The organism is Paenibacillus sp. G34 (genome assembly GCF_056856875.1).
Genome location: NZ_CM166469.1, coordinates 4,940,614 through 4,961,464 on the forward strand (window position 1 = coordinate 4,940,614; position 20,851 = coordinate 4,961,464).

18 protein-coding genes and 1 other annotated feature are annotated in these 20,851 nt (G+C 47.8%); all 18 genes read right to left on the reverse strand.

The genetic code is table 11. The annotated features are described in order from the left end of the window. Nucleotides 1-77: 77 nt before the first annotated feature. The 18 genes from AC1VYS_RS22410 to hemB all read right to left on the reverse strand — a co-directional run bounded on the left by AC1VYS_RS22410 (nt 78) and on the right by hemB (nt 20,799). Nucleotides 78-938 carry a M50 family metallopeptidase gene (locus AC1VYS_RS22410; RefSeq protein ID WP_482911526.1) on the reverse strand — a complete coding sequence of 287 codons (861 nt, stop codon included), beginning with the start codon at nt 936-938 and terminating at the stop codon, nt 78-80. Continuing rightward, nucleotides 931-1,872: a peptidoglycan DD-metalloendopeptidase family protein gene (locus AC1VYS_RS22415; protein ID WP_482911527.1), complete on the reverse strand. Its 942-nt coding sequence runs from the start codon at nt 1,870-1,872 to the stop codon at nt 931-933. The genes AC1VYS_RS22410 and AC1VYS_RS22415 overlap by 8 nt, the downstream gene beginning before the upstream one ends. A gap of 201 nt (nt 1,873-2,073) precedes the next feature. Next, a complete protein-coding gene (gene minD, locus AC1VYS_RS22420; RefSeq protein WP_024633965.1) occupies nt 2,074-2,868 on the reverse strand; it encodes a septum site-determining protein MinD in 795 nt (264 codons plus the stop codon). Between the two features lie 3 nt (nt 2,869-2,871). Beyond that, nucleotides 2,872-3,534, reverse strand: coding sequence for a septum site-determining protein MinC (gene minC / locus AC1VYS_RS22425; protein WP_482911528.1), 663 nt, complete (start codon nt 3,532-3,534; stop codon nt 2,872-2,874). A 74-nt stretch (nt 3,535-3,608) separates the two neighbouring features. Continuing rightward, nucleotides 3,609-4,142 (reverse strand): rod shape-determining protein MreD, encoded by a 534-nt coding sequence (locus tag AC1VYS_RS22430; RefSeq protein WP_441930826.1) that lies wholly within the window; start codon nt 4,140-4,142, stop codon nt 3,609-3,611. Beyond that, the gene (gene mreC, locus AC1VYS_RS22435) at nt 4,142-5,014 is read right to left on the reverse strand and encodes a rod shape-determining protein MreC (protein ID WP_482911529.1); all 873 of its coding nucleotides are present in this window, start codon (nt 5,012-5,014) and stop codon (nt 4,142-4,144) included. The genes AC1VYS_RS22430 and mreC overlap by 1 nt, the downstream gene beginning before the upstream one ends. A gap of 180 nt (nt 5,015-5,194) precedes the next feature. After that, nucleotides 5,195-6,229, reverse strand: a complete 1,035-nt coding sequence (locus tag AC1VYS_RS22440) for a rod shape-determining protein (RefSeq protein ID WP_090919103.1) — start codon at nt 6,227-6,229, stop codon at nt 5,195-5,197. A 188-nt stretch (nt 6,230-6,417) separates the two neighbouring features. Then, nucleotides 6,418-7,107, reverse strand: coding sequence for a RadC family protein (gene radC / locus AC1VYS_RS22445; protein ID WP_482911530.1), 690 nt, complete (start codon nt 7,105-7,107; stop codon nt 6,418-6,420). A 30-nt stretch (nt 7,108-7,137) separates the two neighbouring features. Further along, nucleotides 7,138-7,749 (reverse strand): Maf family protein, encoded by a 612-nt coding sequence (locus AC1VYS_RS22450; protein ID WP_482911531.1) that lies wholly within the window; start codon nt 7,747-7,749, stop codon nt 7,138-7,140. A gap of 92 nt (nt 7,750-7,841) precedes the next feature. Next, nucleotides 7,842-8,084: a DUF4321 domain-containing protein gene (locus AC1VYS_RS22455; protein WP_441930836.1), complete on the reverse strand. Its 243-nt coding sequence runs from the start codon at nt 8,082-8,084 to the stop codon at nt 7,842-7,844. Between the two features lie 148 nt (nt 8,085-8,232). Next, on the reverse strand, nt 8,233-9,486 hold the full coding sequence (locus AC1VYS_RS22460) for an SPOR domain-containing protein (protein WP_482911532.1): 1,254 nt from the start codon (nt 9,484-9,486) through the stop codon (nt 8,233-8,235). Nucleotides 9,487-9,769: 283 nt separating this feature from the next. Further along, on the reverse strand, nt 9,770-11,089 hold the full coding sequence (murC, locus tag AC1VYS_RS22465) for a UDP-N-acetylmuramate--L-alanine ligase (protein ID WP_441930875.1): 1,320 nt from the start codon (nt 11,087-11,089) through the stop codon (nt 9,770-9,772). Nucleotides 11,090-11,145: 56 nt separating this feature from the next. Then, the gene (locus AC1VYS_RS22470) at nt 11,146-12,522 is read right to left on the reverse strand and encodes a bifunctional folylpolyglutamate synthase/dihydrofolate synthase (protein ID WP_482911533.1); all 1,377 of its coding nucleotides are present in this window, start codon (nt 12,520-12,522) and stop codon (nt 11,146-11,148) included. 89 nt (nt 12,523-12,611) lie between these two features. Then, entirely contained in the window at nt 12,612-15,275 is a 2,664-nt protein-coding gene (locus AC1VYS_RS22475; RefSeq protein WP_482911534.1) for a valine--tRNA ligase, read from the reverse strand. An 84-nt stretch (nt 15,276-15,359) separates the two neighbouring features. After that, nucleotides 15,360-15,639 (reverse strand) — a binding site (T-box leader). Between the two features lie 163 nt (nt 15,640-15,802). Continuing rightward, the gene (locus tag AC1VYS_RS22480; RefSeq protein ID WP_482911535.1) at nt 15,803-17,362 is read right to left on the reverse strand and encodes a LysM peptidoglycan-binding domain-containing protein; all 1,560 of its coding nucleotides are present in this window, start codon (nt 17,360-17,362) and stop codon (nt 15,803-15,805) included. A gap of 191 nt (nt 17,363-17,553) precedes the next feature. Beyond that, entirely contained in the window at nt 17,554-18,474 is a 921-nt protein-coding gene (locus tag AC1VYS_RS22485; protein WP_482911536.1) for an RluA family pseudouridine synthase, read from the reverse strand. Continuing rightward, nucleotides 18,471-19,775, reverse strand: a complete 1,305-nt coding sequence (gene hemL / locus AC1VYS_RS22490; protein ID WP_482911537.1) for a glutamate-1-semialdehyde 2,1-aminomutase — start codon at nt 19,773-19,775, stop codon at nt 18,471-18,473. The genes AC1VYS_RS22485 and hemL overlap by 4 nt, the downstream gene beginning before the upstream one ends. 22 nt (nt 19,776-19,797) lie before the next feature. Next, nucleotides 19,798-20,799: a porphobilinogen synthase gene (hemB, locus tag AC1VYS_RS22495; RefSeq protein WP_482911538.1), complete on the reverse strand. Its 1,002-nt coding sequence runs from the start codon at nt 20,797-20,799 to the stop codon at nt 19,798-19,800. Nucleotides 20,800-20,851 lie beyond the last annotated feature (52 nt).

Here is a 20,851-nt window from a genome sequence, read left to right on the forward strand (position 1 = left end):
CCACATCCATTTCATATTCTGGGCAATATTGATCAATAATGTATTACCCCGTTTGAGAGCAGGTTCATCAGCAGCTATCACAATTTATCCGTATTTTGTTGAAAATAAGAACCGATCACGCGCTGCTCAGGCAAAACTGCCATTATACGCCCCTGCTTGTTCATCACGTATACCATGTGGTATCTCTCTCTTTTTAATAGACGCAAAATTGTGTCCAAAGGTTTCGCCGGAAACGAGATTATTGGCTGGACCAAACTGCCTGTAGCTGCATGCCGGACGAAAACAGCTTCCCGGTTCATCAGAAAACGGATAAATCGATAAGGCACGTTCCGATAATCGGTAAAATTAGAGTAAAACAAAAAAAGGCCTATTAATAAAAGGTTTAACGGAAGCCCGTAATCGCCAGAAAACCACTGTATAACCGCAGCCAAAATAACCCCTGTACTGCACAGGATACTGATACGATAAGTCCACATGAGCGTGGTATAGTATGGAGCCCATAGGCTGACCACAGCTTGAACAATCTTACCTCCATCCAGTGGTAGCACAGGCAACAGATTAAACAGGGCAATAAGCAGGTTCGCCTGAATGATATAATCCAGAAATACAGGATCACCCAACTGAAACTGACGTAATAACAGCACAATGCCAACCATTAACACATTCTGTAGCGGACCTGCCAAAGCAATTACAATCTCGCGATAAGCTGTGAGTTTACCGCCATCTTCGATGACTGCCACCCCTCCGAAAGGCAGCATCTGTATGGACAGTACACGGCAGCCCAGAAGGGCTGCCGCAGCAGCATGTCCGCATTCATGAATAAATACGATAGCAAACAACGTAATCAGTTCAATAAAATGTCCAGTTAGCAAAGAGGTCATCATAATAATGACAAAAAACGGGTGAAGCGAGATTCGCACACCCCAGACCCTAATCAAGGGCAACCACTTCCGCGGGGTCCACGTAATTTTCTCCTTCTTTTATCGCAAAATAGAGCGTTGCCGGCTGTTTCGTGCTTCCGGCCTTCAAACTTCCTACCGCATTTCCCGCTTCAACCCAATCACTCACCTGGACGTCGATCTCATTCATCCGGCCATATATGGCTGTTACCTTGCCGGCGTGTTGAATAACAACGGTATACCCCGTGGAAACATCTCCGAGAACCTCGAGTACACGTCCCGCGCCCGAGCTGACTACTTGCACCAGTCCTCCAGCTGTCGCCGCCTCAGGAACAATTTCAATCCCCTTCATGCTCAGCGCAAACGGCTGCACTACCGTTCCCGAGATTGGTTTCCCCAAGAGAGGGCGCATCCCTGAGCCGTTCACTACATCGGTGGTGTGTCCAAGCACTGGCAAGAAAGAGGGTGTTCCACCAAAATTCCGTTCATACCATGCCGTAGCCGCTGCAAAATCCATATCGTTATGAAGCATATCAGCAATGACCGTCTTGGGTGCTACTGTCCACGATGCATTTAGTTGGAACAGTCCCCACACGCCTGCAAATATAACGGCACTAACTATTGTGCGCCGCAGCAACGATCGAAATAAATTAAAACCAGAACGCCCTGTAGGACCAAAATGTCCATTCTCCTTTTTCCATAGCCATTCCGGATCTCGTTCCGATGGTTCCTCTACAAAAGTAAACGGCTTTTGCCGAGCCAGTTCAACACGCTCGCTATTTCTGCCCTGATCTTTACTGTCATCTATACTTTGGTCTATTTTTCTATCTCTTTCTCTGCCTCGATCTCTTTCCCCTTCACTCTCCCAATGAAAAACTGGCTTTTGTTCTTGTAATACTTCATGCACTGCCCCATCCATAAGCCGCCGAATCCGCTCTTCTCTTCTCTGTTTAATTCTCAGTTTTGTATTCATGCCATGTCCTCCCGCCGAGGCTTGTTTACTACATCCTATGAAACAGCAGCGGAGAATATGAACAAGCCCCTCTACAGAACTCTAAATAAAGCTACACGTTAAACAGACGAATTAAATGAAAACAAAAAAGCCGGGCACAATGCCCCGGCTGTAAGCGTTAAATTACGGTCTACTATGTTCTTTTTATGTGATTCGTATGATTTAACCCATTCCAAAAAATTTCTTGAAACGGGAAAACGCACCCTTTTTCTGCTCCAGCTGCATTAATGGCACGGTATCTCCCAAAATTCGTCTTGCAATATTGCGATAGGCAATGGCTGCAAGTGAATCCGGGTTCATCACTGTAGGTTCGCCTGAGTTGGCGGCCTTGATGACAAGTTCATCATCCGGCACGATACCAATCAGGTCGATATTAAGTACTTGTAGAATACCATCGATATCTAACATGTCGCCTGACTTCACCATATTATTGCGAATCCGGTTCACCACCAGTTTCGGTGACTGGATGTGTGAACTCTCTAGCAAACCGATAACACGATCCGCATCACGTACTGCTGCATTTTCCGGTGTAGTGACCACGATGGCCTGATCTGCTCCGGCTACCGCATTTTTGAATCCCTGCTCGATACCCGCCGGGCAGTCAATAATGACATATTCAAAATCTTTTTTAAGTTCCAGGATGATATCCTTCACCTGTTCTGGCGATACAGAGTTTTTGTCTCTCGTCTGCGCTGCAGGCAACATGTATAATTCTTCGAAACGCTTGTCTTTCACCAAAGCCTGATTCAGACGGCAGCGGCCGTCTGCAACATCGCACAGATCGTAAATAATGCGGTTCTCGAGTCCCATCACAACATCCAGATTACGAAGGCCGATATCCGTATCGACCAGACAAACCTTTTTGCCAAGCAGCGCCAGCGCTGTCCCGATGTTTGCCGAGGTGGTTGTTTTACCCACGCCGCCTTTACCCGAAGTGATCACGATCGCCTCTCCCATGAGCTACACTCCTTTAAACACATTAAAATCTCGGCGCAACCGAACGATATTGCTCATCTTGTCGATCTGCATCTGATTGTCCTGCAAGTAAGCAAATTCCATTCCGGTTTCACGACTCTCCCATTCATCCGGAGGACGGCTGATCACGTCTGCAATACGCAGTTGTGTCGGTGCAAACACCGATGCTGCGATAATTGCCTCTTCGTCCCCGCTAATTCCGGCGTGAGCCATACCTCTGAGTGAACCCAATACATATATATCCCCAGTGCACGTTACTGTGCCGCCAGGATTGATATCTCCAAGAAACAGAAGATTTCCCTCATGATGAAGCACCTGACCCGACCGTACCATGCCACACATCGTCACAATTGGCGGTGGACCTTTGACCTCCTGAACAAGTGCAGGCGAGTCAATGGAACGGATCAACAGATTGCCTTTTTGCTTCAAAACATCCAGAATCTCTTCTTTTTGGTCTTCTGTAACTTCTCGCGCTCCAAGCTTGATATCCACATGAACTATCGGTCCGGTCAAAATGTTTTGATGGCTGTGTTCCAGCTTATAGCGGAGCTCATAGAGCAATTCCTCGAATTCACACTGATCGTCCAACAGGAAAACCAAGCCGTCTCGGATGCCTTTAATCGTTACGTGATTCGATTTTACCGTCATAAGCCTGTCCCTCCCATCTCATTACATTTCGTGCCCTGGTCCCCGAGTTCCTGCTTCTTGCTCCATAAATGTCATCAGGAAGCTTCATCTGCCTTGCTTTTCGGTGTGCCGATCTTCTCCAGCTGTTTACGCAGAGGAACATAAATGATCAAGGTAAACACAAAGTGAACAAACAGATTAGGGATCATGTATTCGATCAGTGCCCAGTCAAAGGTCACATGATTGAGCTGGAAGAGTTTGTATAAGAAAAATAACATCGTATCATTCAGCAAACTTCCGAGCAGGACAACCGAAACCATAATAGGCATCGGTGCACGCGGTGCTTGAAATATGAGTCCCATCGTATACGCGGATAATCCCATTGAGAATCCGTAAGGCCCAATCATCTCCCCGTAGAAGACGACGTCATGCAGAAGACCAAACATGATACCCAGTACCAATGCCGTATGCCGGTGATGATACACAGCAAAAAACAGAATAACGATATAAACCAGATTGACTGAAATACGCATCTGCCAAGCCGAAGGAATGATCTGCGGCAGAATCGTATCTTCAGCAATGAACAGAACGAACAGTAACAGAAACAGAACCTGTTTGCGCGTAACCATTATTGTTTAACCTCAGGCGGAATGATTACAATCAACTCTTTCCAATCGAGGAAGTTCGCATAGGGCTCAATGGTAGCTGTCTTTGTCAAACCATATTCGCTCTTCTCCACACTCTTCACTTTACCAATGCGCATGTACTTCGGAAAATTATTGATAATACCCGAAGAGATGATTTCATCATCTTCTGCTATATTGGAGTCTTCCGAAATTTTCGTCATCTTCAGCGTGCCGCTCTTCGGATCATAACTCTCGATCATGCCAAACACCTTCTCTTTGCCTACAGCCGTAGCTGCAATCGCATTCGATGTTGGGTCATTGGCATCCATCGAAGTTAATAGATTCACCGTTGATGTGTATGAGCTGACGTGGCTGATCACCCCAACCAGTCCTTCCTGCGAAGTAACAGCCATGCCTGGTTTAATACCTGCGTTTTCTCCGATATCAATGTTAATCGTTCTGCTGTTCGGATCGGAATTCGCACTGATAACCTGCGCAATTCGTGAGCCGTAGTTATATCGATTCTTCTGCTCTTCAGTGAAGTTAAGTGCCTTTTGGAGCTGCTGATTTGTCTGCTCCAAATCATTGTATTTCAGCCGGTCACGTGTATAGTGCCCCATTGCAATACGGAGTTCTTCATTTTCCTCATATACCGCACGCATGTTCGCTACATCTTTGAAAAAGCCCGCTACATAAGAAGCGGGCTTGTAAAATACGTATTGTACAAATCCAACTGAATCCTTCAGGAATTTCTCCGGCCAGGATAAATTGGCTCGCGGACTAAGCGTAAAGCCCATCAGCGCGATAAATGTAACAAGGCCCACCAGCAAAACAAAAAGTCTTTTGTTGCCCAGCAGTTTAAACAGTTCCAACACCCTCTAACATCCATTATTCTCTTCCGAGCCCAGCCCGGCGGGGAGGCATCAGACCTTAAGTCCCTGCGAGAATATCAGTCGACCCTCCCCTGTTAAGCGGGTTATAGCTCTCCCGGGTTAACCGGGCCATCTACATTGAAGTGCTGCCGCCCAATCAGGGATTAGGCGGCAAGCAATTCATTAACGCTTGGAACGAACTGCTGAACTGCTTCTGCTTTTAAACATATGAATATTCTCCAGTGCTTTACCTGTTCCGATTGCTACACAATCCAGTGGGTTCTCTGCAACAATGACAGGCATTCCTGTCTCACCCGCAAGCAACTTATCCAGATTGCGAAGCAATGCTCCGCCGCCTGTCAGGACAATTCCACGATCCATAATGTCTGCTGCAAGCTCAGGAGGGCATTTCTCGAGTGTTACTTTTACCGCTTCAACAATAGCATTCACGGTATCTGCCAGAGCTTCGCTGATCTCATCAGAAGTGATAGTGATCGTCTTCGGCAGACCTGTCACGAGATCACGTCCACGAATTTCCATCGTTTCTACTTGCTCCAGTGGCATAGCTGAGCCGATATCCATCTTCAACTGCTCAGATGTACGCTCACCGATCATCAGATTGTATTGGCGTTTGATGTACTGAATTACGGATTCATCCATCTCGTCGCCTGCTACACGCACTGAACGGCTAGTTACGATACCCCCCAGAGAAATGACCGCTACTTCAGTTGTACCGCCGCCAATATCAACGACCATACTGCCTGTTGGTTCCCATACGGGCAGATCCGCACCAATAGCGGCTGCAAATGGTTCTTCGATCGTGTAAGCCTCACGTGCTCCCGCCTGTTTCGTCGCATCTTCCACCGCACGTTGCTCCACTGCCGTAATTCCGGATGGTACACATACCATCACGTTGGGATGACGCTGGAACATCGAGCGTTGCTTCTGTGCCTGACGAATGAAGTATTTGATCATCGTTGCTGTAGTATCGAAGTCAGCGATTACGCCATCTTTCATTGGACGAATGGCACGAATGTTACCAGGTGTACGACCGATCATTTTTTTGGCAGACTCCCCCACCGCTTCAATGCTTTTTGTATCCGTACGCAGTGCAACAACCGAAGGCTCCCGCACCACAATTCCTTTACCACGCACATAAACCAGCGTATTCGCTGTCCCCAAATCAATACCCAAATCTTTCGTAAAACCACCAAACATGACGTATTCTCCTTTTCTGCCTCATATTGCTGCTCCTGTTTCATTGCAAGAGCATAACTTTTATTCCCACGAAACCGTGGAGCTAATATTCGCATATCGTATTTTAAATCTGTAAAAATAGAGTGAACCTATCTTTGACGGACACGTCCGTTATCATTCATAGGAAAACATCAACGCCAACCATTATATTATACCAAGCCCTTCTCCTTCAAACTTACGTATGTTCCATCACCAATAACAAGGTGGTCCAGAACGTCAATGCCCACAATTGCGCCGGCTTCAATCAGTCTTTTGGTTATCTGAATATCTTCCGGACTGGGCGTTGGGTCACCGCTAGGATGGTTATGCGCACACACAATTGAGGCACTACTGCATTTGATGGCGGCACGAAATACTTCACGCGGATGTACAATCGAAGCATTAAGGCTACCCATGGAGAGTGTTTCCTGGGCTATGATATGATTTTTGCTATTCAAAAAAAGACACACAAAATGTTCTTTCTGTAAATAACGCAGCTGTTCCATTAAAATATCCGCAGCATCACGCGGCGTACGGATTGATGTCGAAGCAACAAGCCGGCTCTTGGCAATGCGATGCCCTAGTTCAATGCCAGCTTTGAGCTGAACCGCTTTGGCTTGTCCAATGCCCTTCATAGCTGTCATCTCTGCAAGGCTCAGATCCATCAGCGAACGTATGCCACCTGCTTGATTCAGTATCCGCTGTGCCATATGCATCGCTGATTCCTGTCTGGTGCCTGTTCGAAGTAATATAGCCAGCAATTCGGCATGGCTCAAGGCGCCCGCCCCGTATTCCATCATGCGTTCTCTCGGGCGTTCTTCCTGGGGGATGTCGCGCATCATGTACTGAGGCGACTCCATATGTTCCCTCTTTTCACAGCATCCGTTTTTTTAAGTCTGTGGCAACACATACACGCCAAACCCCTCCAGCATGTCACTAAGTAAGGATAGAGGCAAGCCCACCACATTAAAATAACACCCTTCAATGCGGTCGATCAGTGAAGCGCCAATACCTTGAATAGCGTAAGATCCTGCCTTATCCGAAGGTTCTCCCGTCTTCACATAAGCGCGAATCGTGGCTTCAGACAGTTCCTTCATCGTTACATCGGTCTGACGATAATGCACCACTGAATGTCCGCTGACTGCATCAATACAAGCGACGCCGGTGAACACACGATGCTCCCGCCCTTGCAGTCGTGACAACATCCGTTCAGCATCCGCCTCGTCGACAGGTTTGCCAAGAATCTCATTATCCAGCACGACTACGGTATCACTGCCAACGATAATAGCATCCTGCCCGCTACCTTCAAGTCCGCGATACACTGCAAGCGCCTTGCGCAGAGCAAGTTCCTGCACCGTCTGTTCCGGTGTCCAGTCCGATGGTGTATTCTCGTCTGCATAACTTGGTATAATTTCAAACGCTAAATGGAGTGATGCGATCAGTTCCTTGCGCCGCGGCGATGTGGAGGCCAGAATAATCGGGCGCTGCTCTGTGTTATTCAACATTAACGGCTCCTTATACTACGGCAACACCTGTCCGAATCACAATAATAGATGTCACTAGTTTATTTTTTTAGTCAACATTCGTCATTCTCCTACAGTCTGCGATACAGCCATACTGCTGCAATAATACCGATCAGACTTAAGAGGCTCATTTGAAATTGAAATGAAAGGTCATAACTGAAAATATCCAGATCAGCCTGAGGCGACCAACTAATCGTTGTGACCTTGGTTAGAAAGGCTACGGCCTTTACAGGCTGCAGTGCCTTGGCGATCCACGCTCCAGCCATCCAGCCGAGCAGCAGAAACAATAATAACACGCCGAAGTTTTTTTTCATCGGTTAATCTTCCCTCGCCATTTTTTGACACCCACATTATTATACGGGGTTTTGTACGTCAATACAAACACAAATCCGGCAGGGGGAACTATTTCCAGTTCCTTGCCGGATAGGGAGTTAAAGGCGTTGTTATGGGAAAGAGATTCTCTTATTGCTTAATCGACTCAAGCCACTTTTTCTGTTGCAACACATACTCCATCAAATCCGACTGGACTGCCCACATGTGAACGACATCTGGATTTTTGTTATATTCGGTCACTGCTGTTATAGCGCTGTTCATGGATTTCTCCATGTTGGACATCACCGGTTGCACATCGGCTGCCATTCCTGGCATGAGGCTCTTTATCCCAGTCATCCATGTTTGATGCTGAGTCTGTAGGGCCGCCATCATATCCGGTACAATAGCCGCTTGCACCGATTGACCCAGTTGCTGGATCGACAGGGTTGATAACTGATCGACAAGAGCCGAGCTGCTGTTGAAGAAAAGAGCGACATCCTCCTGTTTGTTACCGAAAATCGCCGGATTTATTTCCGGGTTAACGATCTCTTTTACGTACAATTCAACTCCCTGGGACTTTAGTCTGGTACTAAGAAGCTTGGCCTCCTCGCGATCAGCAGAGATGCCTGCATAGATACGATTGCCATCTTCCGGATCTGAACCAGCAGCGATACCTGCTTGAGTGAGTTCAAGCTTCGCTTGCTCCGCTCGTTCCGGGGAACTGAACACCCCGTATTGCAATGCATAATATGTACCGCCCACTGAGGGAATTCCGAGTTGTCCTGCTGTTCCAGCACTCCCCTTCTGATCTGTTTCAACAGAAACGGTCTGATTCACAGGAAGCATCTCATCCGGTTTTACCATGCTCTCCTTGTTAAAGAAGGACAAAATAACCATCCCAAACAAAGCTCCGGTAACCAATGCCCCTGAAATAGACCCAATCATCTTCCAACCTTTGGGAGGGCGATTTCGTTTATATGAATAGTTCTCTGTTTCGACCATCCAGTTATGTCCTTGATCCAGATCGTGACTTCGCTCAGACTCATAGGGATCATACTGCTCATTCTGCTTTGAGGGAGAGTCTACATCGGTTGTACGAGGAGCAAAATCCAATTCCGGATCCGAATTCCGGTAGTTCAGCGAATCCGTGTACTTCAAACGATCCGATCCAGAACGGGAAGCATCTGCCAGAATCGTTCCTCCCCAGTCCACAGGCATGTCCTCCGCTGTCCATGATGGTACTGTCATATGGTTTGTGTCTGGTTCAGAATTTCGCTGGGGTTGGAATGCATTAGATAATTCTTCGTTGCTTGTGACCAGTGGACTGGATGTCGGCGTCTCCCCGCTGTCCGGCTTGTCCGACTCTTGATCTCCGAAGCGAAACGTCATTCTGGCATTGCTCACCCGTACCCTCTCCTTTGTCCCATTTATATCAGCTATATGCTTGCAATGAGGACAATATTCCATGAATCGGTAAAAATCACTTCCTGCATGTAATCCACTCATGTATGTGACAACAAAAAAACGCCTGCTTCATGAAGAAGACAGACGTTTTGAGTACGATATAAACAGAACTTCACATTGACAAGGCGAACCTGTTGACAGAATAAATTAGTGAGTAGCGGTTATCTTCCGCATTTCTAATCTTCTGAGTTCAACCTTGAATATTTTTTTGAAAATTAAACAGTTATTTCAAACCTTTGGCGAGTGTGTCGCCCACTTTCCAAATATCCCCTGCACCCATTGTAAGCACAAGATCACCTGGTTGCAGCCTTGGCTGGAGGTCAGCGACAACTTCCTCTTTGGTAGGCAAGTATCTTGCTGTAGCATTGCTATTCTGCACAATTAGTTCAACCAGTCTAGCCGAATGCACTCCTTCAATTTGCTTTTCGCCAGCAGGAGAGTAGATATCGGTAATCAGAACCTCATCCGCCTCGGCAAAAGCCCGACTGAACGCATCTAGCAGGAAAAATGTGCGTGTATAACGCTGCGGTTGGAATACGGCAATAATACGTTTGCCGGTTGCTTTCGCCGCACTGATCGTAGCTTCTATTTCCGTAGGATGATGAGCATAGTCGTCAATGATCAGCATGTCACGCGCTTCACCCAGCACTTGGAATCTGCGTTTAGCCCCATGGAATTGCACGATAGCCGCTGTAATCTTCTCAAACGGAATGCCTGCTTCGAGACAGGTAATCACTGTAGCCATCGCATTATAGACGTTGTGTTTACCTGGCACTGACAACTCTACTGTTCCCATTGCACTTCCCTGATGATTCATGGTGAAGGAGATGCGTCGGTCCCCAAGTACGATATCTGTAGCCGTATAATCCGCGGCCTGATCAATGCCATAAGTGGTAATGCGGGATTTAAGATGCGGCAAAATGGCCTGCACATTTTCATCATCAGCGCACACAATCGCTGTACCCTCTGGACGAATCTGACTCAGAAACTGTACATAGGCTTTTTTGAGCTCCTCAAAGTCACTATTGTAATTTTCCAGATGGTCAGCTTCAATGTTCGTTACGATGCCGAGCCAAGGATGGTATTGCAAAAAGGAGCCGTCGCTCTCGTCCGCTTCCGCAACAACCCACTCGCCTTGCCCTGCTTTGGCATTCGTACCTAAATTCATGATCTCTCCACCAATAATATAGGTCGGATCTGTATCACATTGCTCCATAACCAGCGCAATCATGGAAGAAGTGGTCGTTTTGCCATGCGCCCCAGCTACGGCCACGCCTTTGCGCTCGTTTAACAAACGCGCTAACATCTGCGCGCGGTGAAGAATAGGTATGTTTAGCTGCTCAGCAGCGACACGCTCCACGTTATCCGCAGGAGCTGCTGTAGAGTAGACTACCAGATCTGCTCCATTCACATGCTCTGCGGTATGTCCAATATATATTTTCGCCCCTTTGGCTGCCAACTTCTCCGTCAACTCCTGTGAAGCGACATCCGATCCGGTAACGGTATATCCCATCTCCAGCATAACCCGGGCGATGGCACTCATGCCATAACCGCCAATCCCTATAAAATGAACGTGTTCCGATGTGTTTAACAAAACTTTCACCAACCTTTTTCAGAATCGGTTTGATGCAAAAGGGCTGCCCGCACGTCCGCAATCAGATAAAGCGTGCCGGAAACCACCCCCAGATCCTCCGCTTCCGTCCGTGACTTCAATAAATCAAGTGCCTTTGCCCAATCAGGCTCGACAATGATATCCAGTTCCTGCTTCGCAATGGCGGGACGTACCCGTTCGACAATCTGCAACAATTCGGTTGCAGCCATTTTACGGCGGAAATCTGGCTCGGTCAGGATCAGCGTATCCACTAGTGGCAGTATATGCTGCAAATATGCTTCGTGATGCTTATTCGCCAGCATACCCATCATCAAAATTAACTTTTTTTGGGGATATACGTCGATAATGCTCTTGGCAAGTGATTCTGCCCCTTCGGGATTATGAGCACCATCAAGTACAATCAGAGGATTTTCAGTGACTTTCTCAAATCTACCCGCCCAGAAGGCATTTTTAAACCCAAGTTTAATATCGTCTTCATCCAGCATAAATGCCATATATTGTCTTAGTAACTCGAGAGACATTAATGCGGCTACAGCATTATCACATTGATATATACCTTGCATATGAATGTGAATGTTCAAATCACGGAATGGGCCGGAAAAATGAAGGCTTTGCCCCTCCTTGCTGCTATCCAGTCTGCGGTAGGAAAATTGATTTCCAGCCAGATACACTGTTGATTTTAGCTGCTTCGCTCGCTCCTGAATGACCTTTACGGCTTCGGGCTGTACCGCACAGGTCACAACAGGTACACCAGGCTTAATAATGCCTGCCTTTTCCCGTGCAATCTGTTCGATGGTATCTCCAAGCAAATCCGTATGATCCATACCGATATTAGTGATGACGGACACGACTGGAGTAACAATATTCGTTACGTCCATCCTTCCCCCCAGCCCAGTCTCCCATACTACAATATCCGGGTAACACTCTTCAGCATAATAAAGCAGAGCCAAAGCCGTCGACACTTCAAACATCGTCGGTGAACCCAGCGGCGTAGAAGCCATCTTCATCACGAGTGGACGTAAGCGGTTCGACAATTTTAACAACGTTTCTTCTGGGATATCTTCACCGTTATATTGAAAACGATTTGTAAACTTGGTGATATAAGGTGATGTATACGTTCCAACATCATATCCCGCTTGAAGCAGCACTGACGTCAAAAAAGCGCAAGTCGAACCTTTACCGTTCGTTCCCGCGACATGAATGAATTTGAGCCGTTGATGCGGATTGCCAAGCTCTGACATCAAACTCTCGATTCGGTCCAAACCTGGCCTGATACCAAAAGGAATAAGGCCATTGATCCAGTCCACGGCCTCATCGTACGTTTGTAAAGGAGTTGCTGTATCTGTTCCGTTTAATTCCGTCATCTGATTCACCTTCGGTTCTCTGTGTTTGATTGAAGATTGAAAAAAGCAGCCGGATGGCGCAGCAAGCAATCCATCCGACCCTTTGGATATTAACCCTTCAGCTCTTTGATCCGTGCGATGACTTTATCCCGTTTATCGGAATAATCCGCTTGTTTGGCACGTTCTTCCTCAATGACTTTAGCGGGAGCCTTTGCTACGAAACCTTCGTTCGCCAGTTTTTTCTCCACGCGGAGCACTTCACCTTCGAGATTCTGAAGTTCTTTCTCCAGACGAGCTACTTCTTGTTCAATATCTATCAGACCTGCTAGCGGCAAGTACAATTCTGCTCCCGTGATGATCGCTGTCATGGCTTTTTCTGGTGAACTCAGATCCAATCCACTCTCGAATTCGGATGTGTTACAGAAGCGTTTGATGTAATGACTGTTGCGTTCAATAATGCTGGACGTTTCATCACTGTTCGCTTTGACCATTAATTCGATCTTTTTGCTCATCGGCACATTCACTTCGGCACGAATGTTCCGAACGGCGCGAATGGTATCCATCAACAAGTTCATCTCGGCAACAGCTTCCGGATTCTCCAGCGCAGGGTCGTATACCGGCCAGGAAGCGAGTGTAATCGTCTCCCCATCATGAGGCAGATGTTGCCAGATCTCTTCGGAGATATAAGGCATGAACGGATGAATCAGGCGCATCGTCTGATCCAGCACGTAGGCCAGAACTGATTGTGTTTTCTTCTTCGCAACCGGATCTTCTCCGTAGAATGACAACTTGGCGAATTCGATATACCAGTCACATAGATCATCCCAGATAAAGTTGTACAATACGCGGCCTGTTTCCCCAAATTCATACGCATCGATTAGACGCGTAATATCACGGGAAGTTTCGTTCAGGCGGTGCAAAATCCAATAATCCGCTGTTCCGAGCTCACCGCTGATGTCACGTTCATCGTAAGTGAACCCTTCCAGGTTCATCAATGCAAAACGGGAAGCGTTCCAGATTTTGTTGGCAAAGTTTCGTGCCTGTTCCACCCGCTCCCAGCGGAAACGCAAATCCTGTCCTGGCGTACTGCTGGTCGAGATCATGTAACGCATTGCATCTGCACCATACTTCTCGATAACATCCAGCGGGTCTACACCGTTACCAAGAGATTTGGACATTTTTCGTCCATCTGCGTCACGTACAAGACCATGCATCAGCACATCCTTGAACGGAATTTCATCGGTGAATTCCAGTGCAGTAAAGATCATGCGGGACACCCAGAAATAAATGATGTCATATCCGGTTACAAGCACATTCGTTGGGTAATAACGCTGCAAATCTTCGGTTTCTTCCGGCCATCCCAGTGTGGAGAAAGGCCAGAGCGCAGAGCTGAACCATGTATCCAGGACATCTTCATCCTGTTTCAGCTTGCGTCCTGCATATTCAGGCATCGTGGTTGGGTCTTCAGCAGTGACAATAATCTCACCTGTCTCTTCGTCGTACCAAGCAGGAATACGATGTCCCCACCAAAGCTGACGTGAAATACACCAGTCACGAACATTTTCAATCCAGTTCAAATACGTTTTTTCAAAACGTTCAGGTACAAAGTTTACACCGTCTCCACTTTTTTGTTTCTGAATCGCTCTCTCTGCGAGAGGTTTCATCTCAACAAACCATTGCGTGGACAGATAAGGCTCTACAACCGCCCCCGTACGTTCACTATGTCCAACCTGATGCATGTGGTCTTCAATGTTAATTAAAACACCCAGTTCTTTCAGATCAGCCACAATTTGTTTGCGGCAATCACTGCGATCTAGTCCCTGATATTTGCCTGCTTCAGCATTCATCGTTCCGGTCTCATCCATCACTGTAATCTGTGGTAGATTATGACGAAGACCTACTTCAAAGTCATTCGGATCATGTGCGGGAGTAATCTTCACAGCGCCACTGCCGAACTCTTTATCTACGTAATCATCTGCAATAACCGGAATTTCACGTCCAATGATTGGCAACACAAGGGTTTTGCCGATCATGTCAGCATAACGCTCATCCTTAGGATGCACAGCAACGGCGGTATCACCCAGCATTGTTTCCGGACGTGTCGTTGCCACAGTAATGTGACCACTTCCGTCTTTGAGCGGATAACGCAGATGGTAGAGATGCCCCTGAACTTCTTTATATTCAACCTCAATGTCGGAGAGCGCCGTACGGTTTACCGGATCCCAGTTGATAATGCGTTTACCTCTGTAAATGAGGCCTTTTTCATACAATTGCACAAACACTTTACGCACCGCTTTGGACAGACCTTCATCCAGTGTAAAACGTTCACGCGAATAATCCAGCGATAGTCCCATTTTACCCCATTGCTGACGAATGGTCGTAGCGTACTGGTCTTTCCAGTCCCATACTTTCTCCAGAAACTTCTCCCGTCCCAGATCGTACCGCGTCAATCCCTCTTCACGCAGCTTCTGCTCTACCTTCGTTTGGGTCGCGATCCCTGCATGGTCAGAGCCTGGCAGCCAAAGTGCATCGTATCCCTGCATCCGCTTTGTGCGAATAAGGATATCCTGCAAGGTGAAGTCAAGCGCATGCCCAATGTGAAGCATCCCCGTTACGTTTGGGGGTGGAATTACAATGGTAAACGGCTCAGCATCCTTGCGTTTACCCGCTTGGAAATACCCGCGCTCCGTCCAGGTGGAGTACCATTTGTCTTCTGCCGCCTTCGGATCGTATGTTGTCGGCATTTCGGTTGTTACATTTTTTTGTTCAGACATGTGTCATTCCTCCGTTACTTCATCTTCATCTTAGCCCCTAAACTCATTATTAGGGTAAAAAAAACAAAAAAAACCTTTCATCCATCAAAGGACGAAAGGTTAGCTTTCGCGGTACCACCTTTGTTTCACGCTGACAGCAGGATAACCATCTACCCTCTGTATCTGGCGTGACACTTCAAGCAGATAACGGCTGCGACCGGCCCATCCTACCTCCGAGGTTAATGAATTAACACATCCACCTCAAGTACTCAAACAGGCAACTCCCGGGCGACTTCGATCAGTTGGTTCCTGCGGAATCTCACAGCGTATCGATCCCACTCTCTGAAAGGTCATACTGTCTACTACTCCCGATCCACGTCATTATTCAAAAAAACCTAAACACATCATACCTTGCTCGTGCCTGATAGTCAACCTGGCAACAGCGGAACCAGACTATTGTACAGGCGAAATGTAGAAAAACAAGCAAAACCCGTAATCCTGACAAAGGATTACGGGCAGCTTAAACTACGGTTCCCTCACTTGGATGACTAAGGGATATATAGAATCTGTCCTTCTTCAACAACCTGTTCGGTCAATCGATTATATAACTGAAGCTCTCTGGTGCTAAGCTGGTACCTGTCTGCAATAGCATCGAGCGTTTCTTCGCGCTGTACGATGCACAGCTTGACTTTGCGGAAAGGCGTCTGATCCACAATCGTACCCAGAAACAGATTTTTCCATTCCACATCTTCTGCCTGACTATCCTCTTCCGGAACGACTCCATCTGAAATTTCCTCGCTGCGCTCGCCCTCACCTTCACGGACAGCACGGCCCGAAGACAACAGAGAAGAAATGCCCACGCCCTCTTCTTCTCTTCGTGACGATTCCTTCTTACTACCAAAAGCAACCTTCAGTTCCGGCTTGTCTTCCGTCTCAGCGATCGGTTCAGGAACAGTCCCCTCGTTCTGTAAAAGAGCTCCTTCTTCGGCAGCCTCTTCCGATACAGATGGCCGTTCCTCTTCTGACTGAGCCGCTTCGGATGTCGCAAATACATCTTGCCAGTTCTCCGGCTGAGCCTGTACTGGAGCATTCGAAATCAATTGCTCTGCTTGTGAGCCCACGGACCGAGCTTCTTCAAAGTGCCATACATCAGGTGCAGTCTCCTCAAGTGGCTTCGATGTTGTTTCAGAACGGGCCTGCACGGACGGATCTGGACTCCATGATCCTGAACTCTCAGGTGCATGATTTACCGAAGGTTCGGGCCATGTCGAAGCTTCATCCTCTATCGGAAGCAATGGCTCGGATTCTGGATAAGAAGCCAATCTATCAGCCGTTTCGGCCATGAACGATGAGATTGGAGAAGGGGCTTCAATCATTTCATTCGATGCTTGTGATGGTAGAATTCCCTCACCCGAATCAGGCTGTCTATTTTCATCCGGTTCTTCCAAAGGAGCAGCATCAGATGTCAACGGCTCGGCTGTTGCCTGGTTCCCGTAGGCTTGCGAGAGCTCTTCATACCCCGATTGCTCTTCAACTCTCAGAGACAAATCAGCAGATTCTGGGGAACCGTACGCAGCAAGCTCAGCTGCATTCGCCAGCTCTTGCTCTTCATTACGCAACCCGGATTGTTCCGACAACTCGGAATAATCTGTCTGACCCAGTTCGCTCTCCCTGCTGTCAGGCTGAACTTCGGGAGAATGAACAACCGTGAATTCGTCGGCCGACCACACTTGTGGCTCCTCTACCGGGAAACCTTCAATACCTCGCAAAGACAATACACCTGTAATATTCAAACTCCGGCTAGATAACAGGTCTACATCAAAATTCTCAATCTCAATTGAAATGTCATCAATGGATCTCACCCTGTTCAATGGCACGGTAATCTCGACAGGAATAAAATGTTTTAACTCCTCTGAATCTTCGCTCTCTCCTCGGTACGTTCCTGTAAGCAGCAGATGCCCCCTCAAGGTAGCATGGTCATCCTGTCCAATCACTTGAATGCGGGGATATAATTCAATTTCCTCTAGTTCCTCAATAGCCGGCACTCCCTCAGACAAATGAACGCGCTCATAAATATCGAACCGTAAACCATAAGGTTGATTCAACAAAGGTGGCGTCCTCCTTTCGGCATATGTTCACCATGATCCTTCTCATGGGACTGATCCATGGTCCAATCCTTCGTTACCCATCTATATGCCTGAACCGGGGTGGGCATGCCACCTTTGTTGAAAAAGCCCGTTCTGGTTTCATCCATTTTGGAGAATGAAGAAGCAAGAATTAAAAAAACAGACCTGCTATATCAGGTCTGTCCTTCTACGCTATGACTCTCCCTCGCTGCCAATTGTTCAAAATCCGCTGGCCACGGGTCTTGTACTTCAATTAAGGCTCCCGTTAGAGGATGCTTAAAGCTGAGCACTTCGCCATGCAATGCCTGCCTGCCAATGATGTCAGAACGTCCCCCATACAATTTGTCACCGATCAGAGGGTGACCAGCATAGCTGAGGTGCACGCGAATCTGATGTGTACGCCCCGTTTCTAGCTTCAGACGTACGAGTGTTGCCCTGTCCCATACGTTTACGATGTCCACATGAGTGACCGCATCCTGTCCCGCTTCAGAGACACGTCTGCGTTGCTTATGATGTCTGTCCTTGCCGATCGGCGCATCAATCTTGCGAATATCACTCGCTATTTGGCCGCCTGCAATAGCAACATACTGACGATGGATGGCTTTGCGGCGCATCGCTTCATCAAGTTTGGCGAGCGCAAAAGCATTTTTGGCATATAAAACAGGGCCGGTCGTATCTTCATCCAGACGATGAACATGACGCACACGGGTCTCGATTCCATTCATCTGGTAGTGCGAAGCCACCGCATGATCCAGCGTTATGGTCTGTTCTTCACGACTGCCATCCGGGTGAAGCTTCATCCCAGCTGGTTTGTGCACAACGAGGCAGAAATCATCTTCGTACAACACATCCAGATCAGTCCAACGTGGCTCCACATCTAACGGCTGCACAGCAAAAAGGGCCAGCCGAAGCCGGTCCCCTGCTAGCTGTACTCCCTCGGTTGCCTTGAGCTGACGCAGTAGCTTCTCCGGGAACTCGAGTTCAGACAGGAGCCACTGTTCAGCAGCAGCTTGTCTGTCCTCTTTTCCAGTCACCGCCTTGCCTGGCATCAGTTCAAGCCATTGACCGCGACGTTTCCAGCTTTTTATACTCATAGCGATTGCAAAGCCTTACGGTTAGCCTCGATGGTATCCTCAATATCCTGCTCTGTATGCACACCGGACACAAACATCCCTTCATACTGGGAAGGCGCCACGCTAACTCCATGATCAATCATCGCTGCAAAATAACGGCGGAACTGATCCAGATTGCTTTCCTTCGCAATATCATAGTTCGTTACCGGCACGTCACTGAAGAATGGACATACCATTGAACCGACACGGTTGATCGTCACCGCAACGCCTGCTTCTGTTGCATTTTTTTCGAATCCCGCTTGCAAACGTGCAGACAACATCTCCAGACGATCATATACTTCCGGCGTCAAAAGCTTCAGCGTCGTATAACCTGCCGCCATTGCGAGCGGATTACCACTTAATGTACCAGCCTGATAGATTGGGCCTGTAGGCGCAACCTGTTCCATCAAATCTCGGCGACCGCCATATGCTCCTACAGGAAGACCACCGCCGATAACTTTACCCAAACATGTCAGATCCGGTGTAACCCCAAATCGGCCCTGTGCACAGTTAAGCCCTACACGGAACCCCGTCATGACTTCGTCAAAGATCAACAAGCTTCCATACTCCTTAGTGACACTGCGCAATCCTTCCAGAAAACCAGTAGCGGGAGGCACGACACCCATATTGCCAGCAACCGGTTCGACGATTACAGCCGCAATCTCTTCTCCAAATTTTTCAAAGGCCAGACGCACGGACTGCAAATCATTGTAAGGAACCGTGATGGTGTTCAATGCCACCCCTTCAGGTACTCCTGGGCTGTCCGGCAATCCCAGCGTAGCTACTCCCGATCCAGCTTTGATAAGCAAGCTGTCTGCATGTCCATGATAGGAGCCTTCAAATTTCAAAATTTTACTGCGTCCAGTTACCCCACGAGCCAAGCGAATGGCGCTCATCGTTGCTTCCGTACCGGAATTCACCATGCGCACGATATCAATGGATGGCACACGCTCACACACGATTTTTGCCATTTCCGTCTCAAGCAGGGTTGGCGCACCAAAGCTCGTGCCTTTCAGGGCTGTCTGCCGGAGTGCCTCTACAACTTCAGGATGAGCATGTCCCATAATCAGCGGGCCCCATGAACCTACGTAATCAATGAACACATTGCCATCAATATCGTAGATTTTGGAGCCCTCCCCACGCTCGACATAGATCGGCGTGAGTCCGACCGATTTGAACGCCCGAACCGGACTGTTCACTCCCCCAGGTATGTACTGTTTGGCTTCCTCAAATGCGCTGCGTGAGCGCTCATCATTGCGACGATTGCCTTGTTGTGCAGTCATGAACATCCTCCTTAAATTAAATTTACTTTTCAGCCAGCCAGCGGGATGCATCTTTGGCATAATACGTAATAATCATATCTGCCCCGGCACGTTTCATACTGAGCAGGATTTCCATAGCCACCTTTTTTTCATCAATCCATCCTTGAATTGCGGCCGCCTTCACCATTGCGTACTCTCCGCTTACATTGTAAGCCACGAGCGGAAGATCAAACTGATCCTTGATGGTCCGCATAATATCGAGATAGGACAATGATGGTTTGACCATCAACATGTCTGCCCCTTCCAGCACGTCCGTTTCAGCTTCGCGTAGTGCTTCCCGAGCATTTGCCGGGTCCATCTGATAGGATTTTCGATCCCCGAATTGCGGTGTGGAATCTGCTGCTTCACGAAATGGTCCGTAGAATGCTGAAGCATACTTAACGGAATAAGACATGATCGGAATATGGTTAAAACCATTCTCATCCAGGCCTGCACGAATCGCTTGCACAAAACCGTCCATCATATTCGATGGTGCAATAATATCTGCGCCTGCCTTAGCTTGCGATACTGCCGTTTTCACCAGCAACTCCAAAGACTCGTCATTCAGAACATCACCGCAGATATGTCCATTAATCTCCGTAGTATGCACCATGCCGCAGTGACCATGGTCGGTGAATTCACATAGGCAAGTGTCTGCAATCACCAACAGCTCGGGATACCAGGATTTGATCAATCTCGTTGCTTCCTGCACAATGCCATCCTCTGCAAAACCGGATGAACCTACACTGTCTTTTGTTTCCGGAATACCGAACAACAGTACAGCCGGTATACCCAGTTCAGCAATTTCTTTGACTTCTTCCTGTAGACGATCCAGCGAGAAACGGAATACGCCTGGCATTGATTTAATCTCAGACTTTACATTTTTACCGTATGTGACGTAGATCGGTTGAATAAAATCATCCACAGTCAAGTGTGTCTCTCTCACCATATTGCGGATGCCTACCGATTGACGTAACCGGCGATGACGTACGATTGGAAAACCCATTTATCATTACCTCCCTGAATTTCATTGGCAAAAAGGGAAGCGCGCCGGTTCT

What these genes read in the sequence shown, in the direction of transcription:
- AC1VYS_RS22415 (WP_482911527.1), bottom strand. Translation starts at nt 1,872, where the DNA reads ATGAATACAAAACTGAGAATTAAACAGAGAAGAGAAGAGCGGATTCGG.
- minD (WP_024633965.1), bottom strand. Translation starts at nt 2,868, where the DNA reads ATGGGAGAGGCGATCGTGATCACTTCGGGTAAAGGCGGCGTGGGTAAA.
- minC (WP_482911528.1), bottom strand. Translation starts at nt 3,534, where the DNA reads ATGACGGTAAAATCGAATCACGTAACGATTAAAGGCATCCGAGACGGC.
- AC1VYS_RS22430 (WP_441930826.1), bottom strand. Translation starts at nt 4,142, where the DNA reads ATGGTTACGCGCAAACAGGTTCTGTTTCTGTTACTGTTCGTTCTGTTC.
- AC1VYS_RS22440 (WP_090919103.1), bottom strand. Translation starts at nt 6,229, where the DNA reads ATGTTTGGTGGTTTTACGAAAGATTTGGGTATTGATTTGGGGACAGCG.
- radC (WP_482911530.1), bottom strand. Translation starts at nt 7,107, where the DNA reads ATGGAGTCGCCTCAGTACATGATGCGCGACATCCCCCAGGAAGAACGC.
- AC1VYS_RS22455 (WP_441930836.1), bottom strand. Translation starts at nt 8,084, where the DNA reads ATGAAAAAAAACTTCGGCGTGTTATTATTGTTTCTGCTGCTCGGCTGG.
- murC (WP_441930875.1), bottom strand. Translation starts at nt 11,089, where the DNA reads ATGAGTGCCATCGCCCGGGTTATGCTGGAGATGGGATATACCGTTACC.
- AC1VYS_RS22470 (WP_482911533.1), bottom strand. Translation starts at nt 12,522, where the DNA reads ATGACGGAATTAAACGGAACAGATACAGCAACTCCTTTACAAACGTAC.
- AC1VYS_RS22475 (WP_482911534.1), bottom strand. Translation starts at nt 15,275, where the DNA reads ATGTCTGAACAAAAAAATGTAACAACCGAAATGCCGACAACATACGAT.
- AC1VYS_RS22485 (WP_482911536.1), bottom strand. Translation starts at nt 18,474, where the DNA reads ATGAGTATAAAAAGCTGGAAACGTCGCGGTCAATGGCTTGAACTGATG.
- hemL (WP_482911537.1), bottom strand. Translation starts at nt 19,775, where the DNA reads ATGACTGCACAACAAGGCAATCGTCGCAATGATGAGCGCTCACGCAGC.
- hemB (WP_482911538.1), bottom strand. Translation starts at nt 20,799, where the DNA reads ATGGGTTTTCCAATCGTACGTCATCGCCGGTTACGTCAATCGGTAGGC.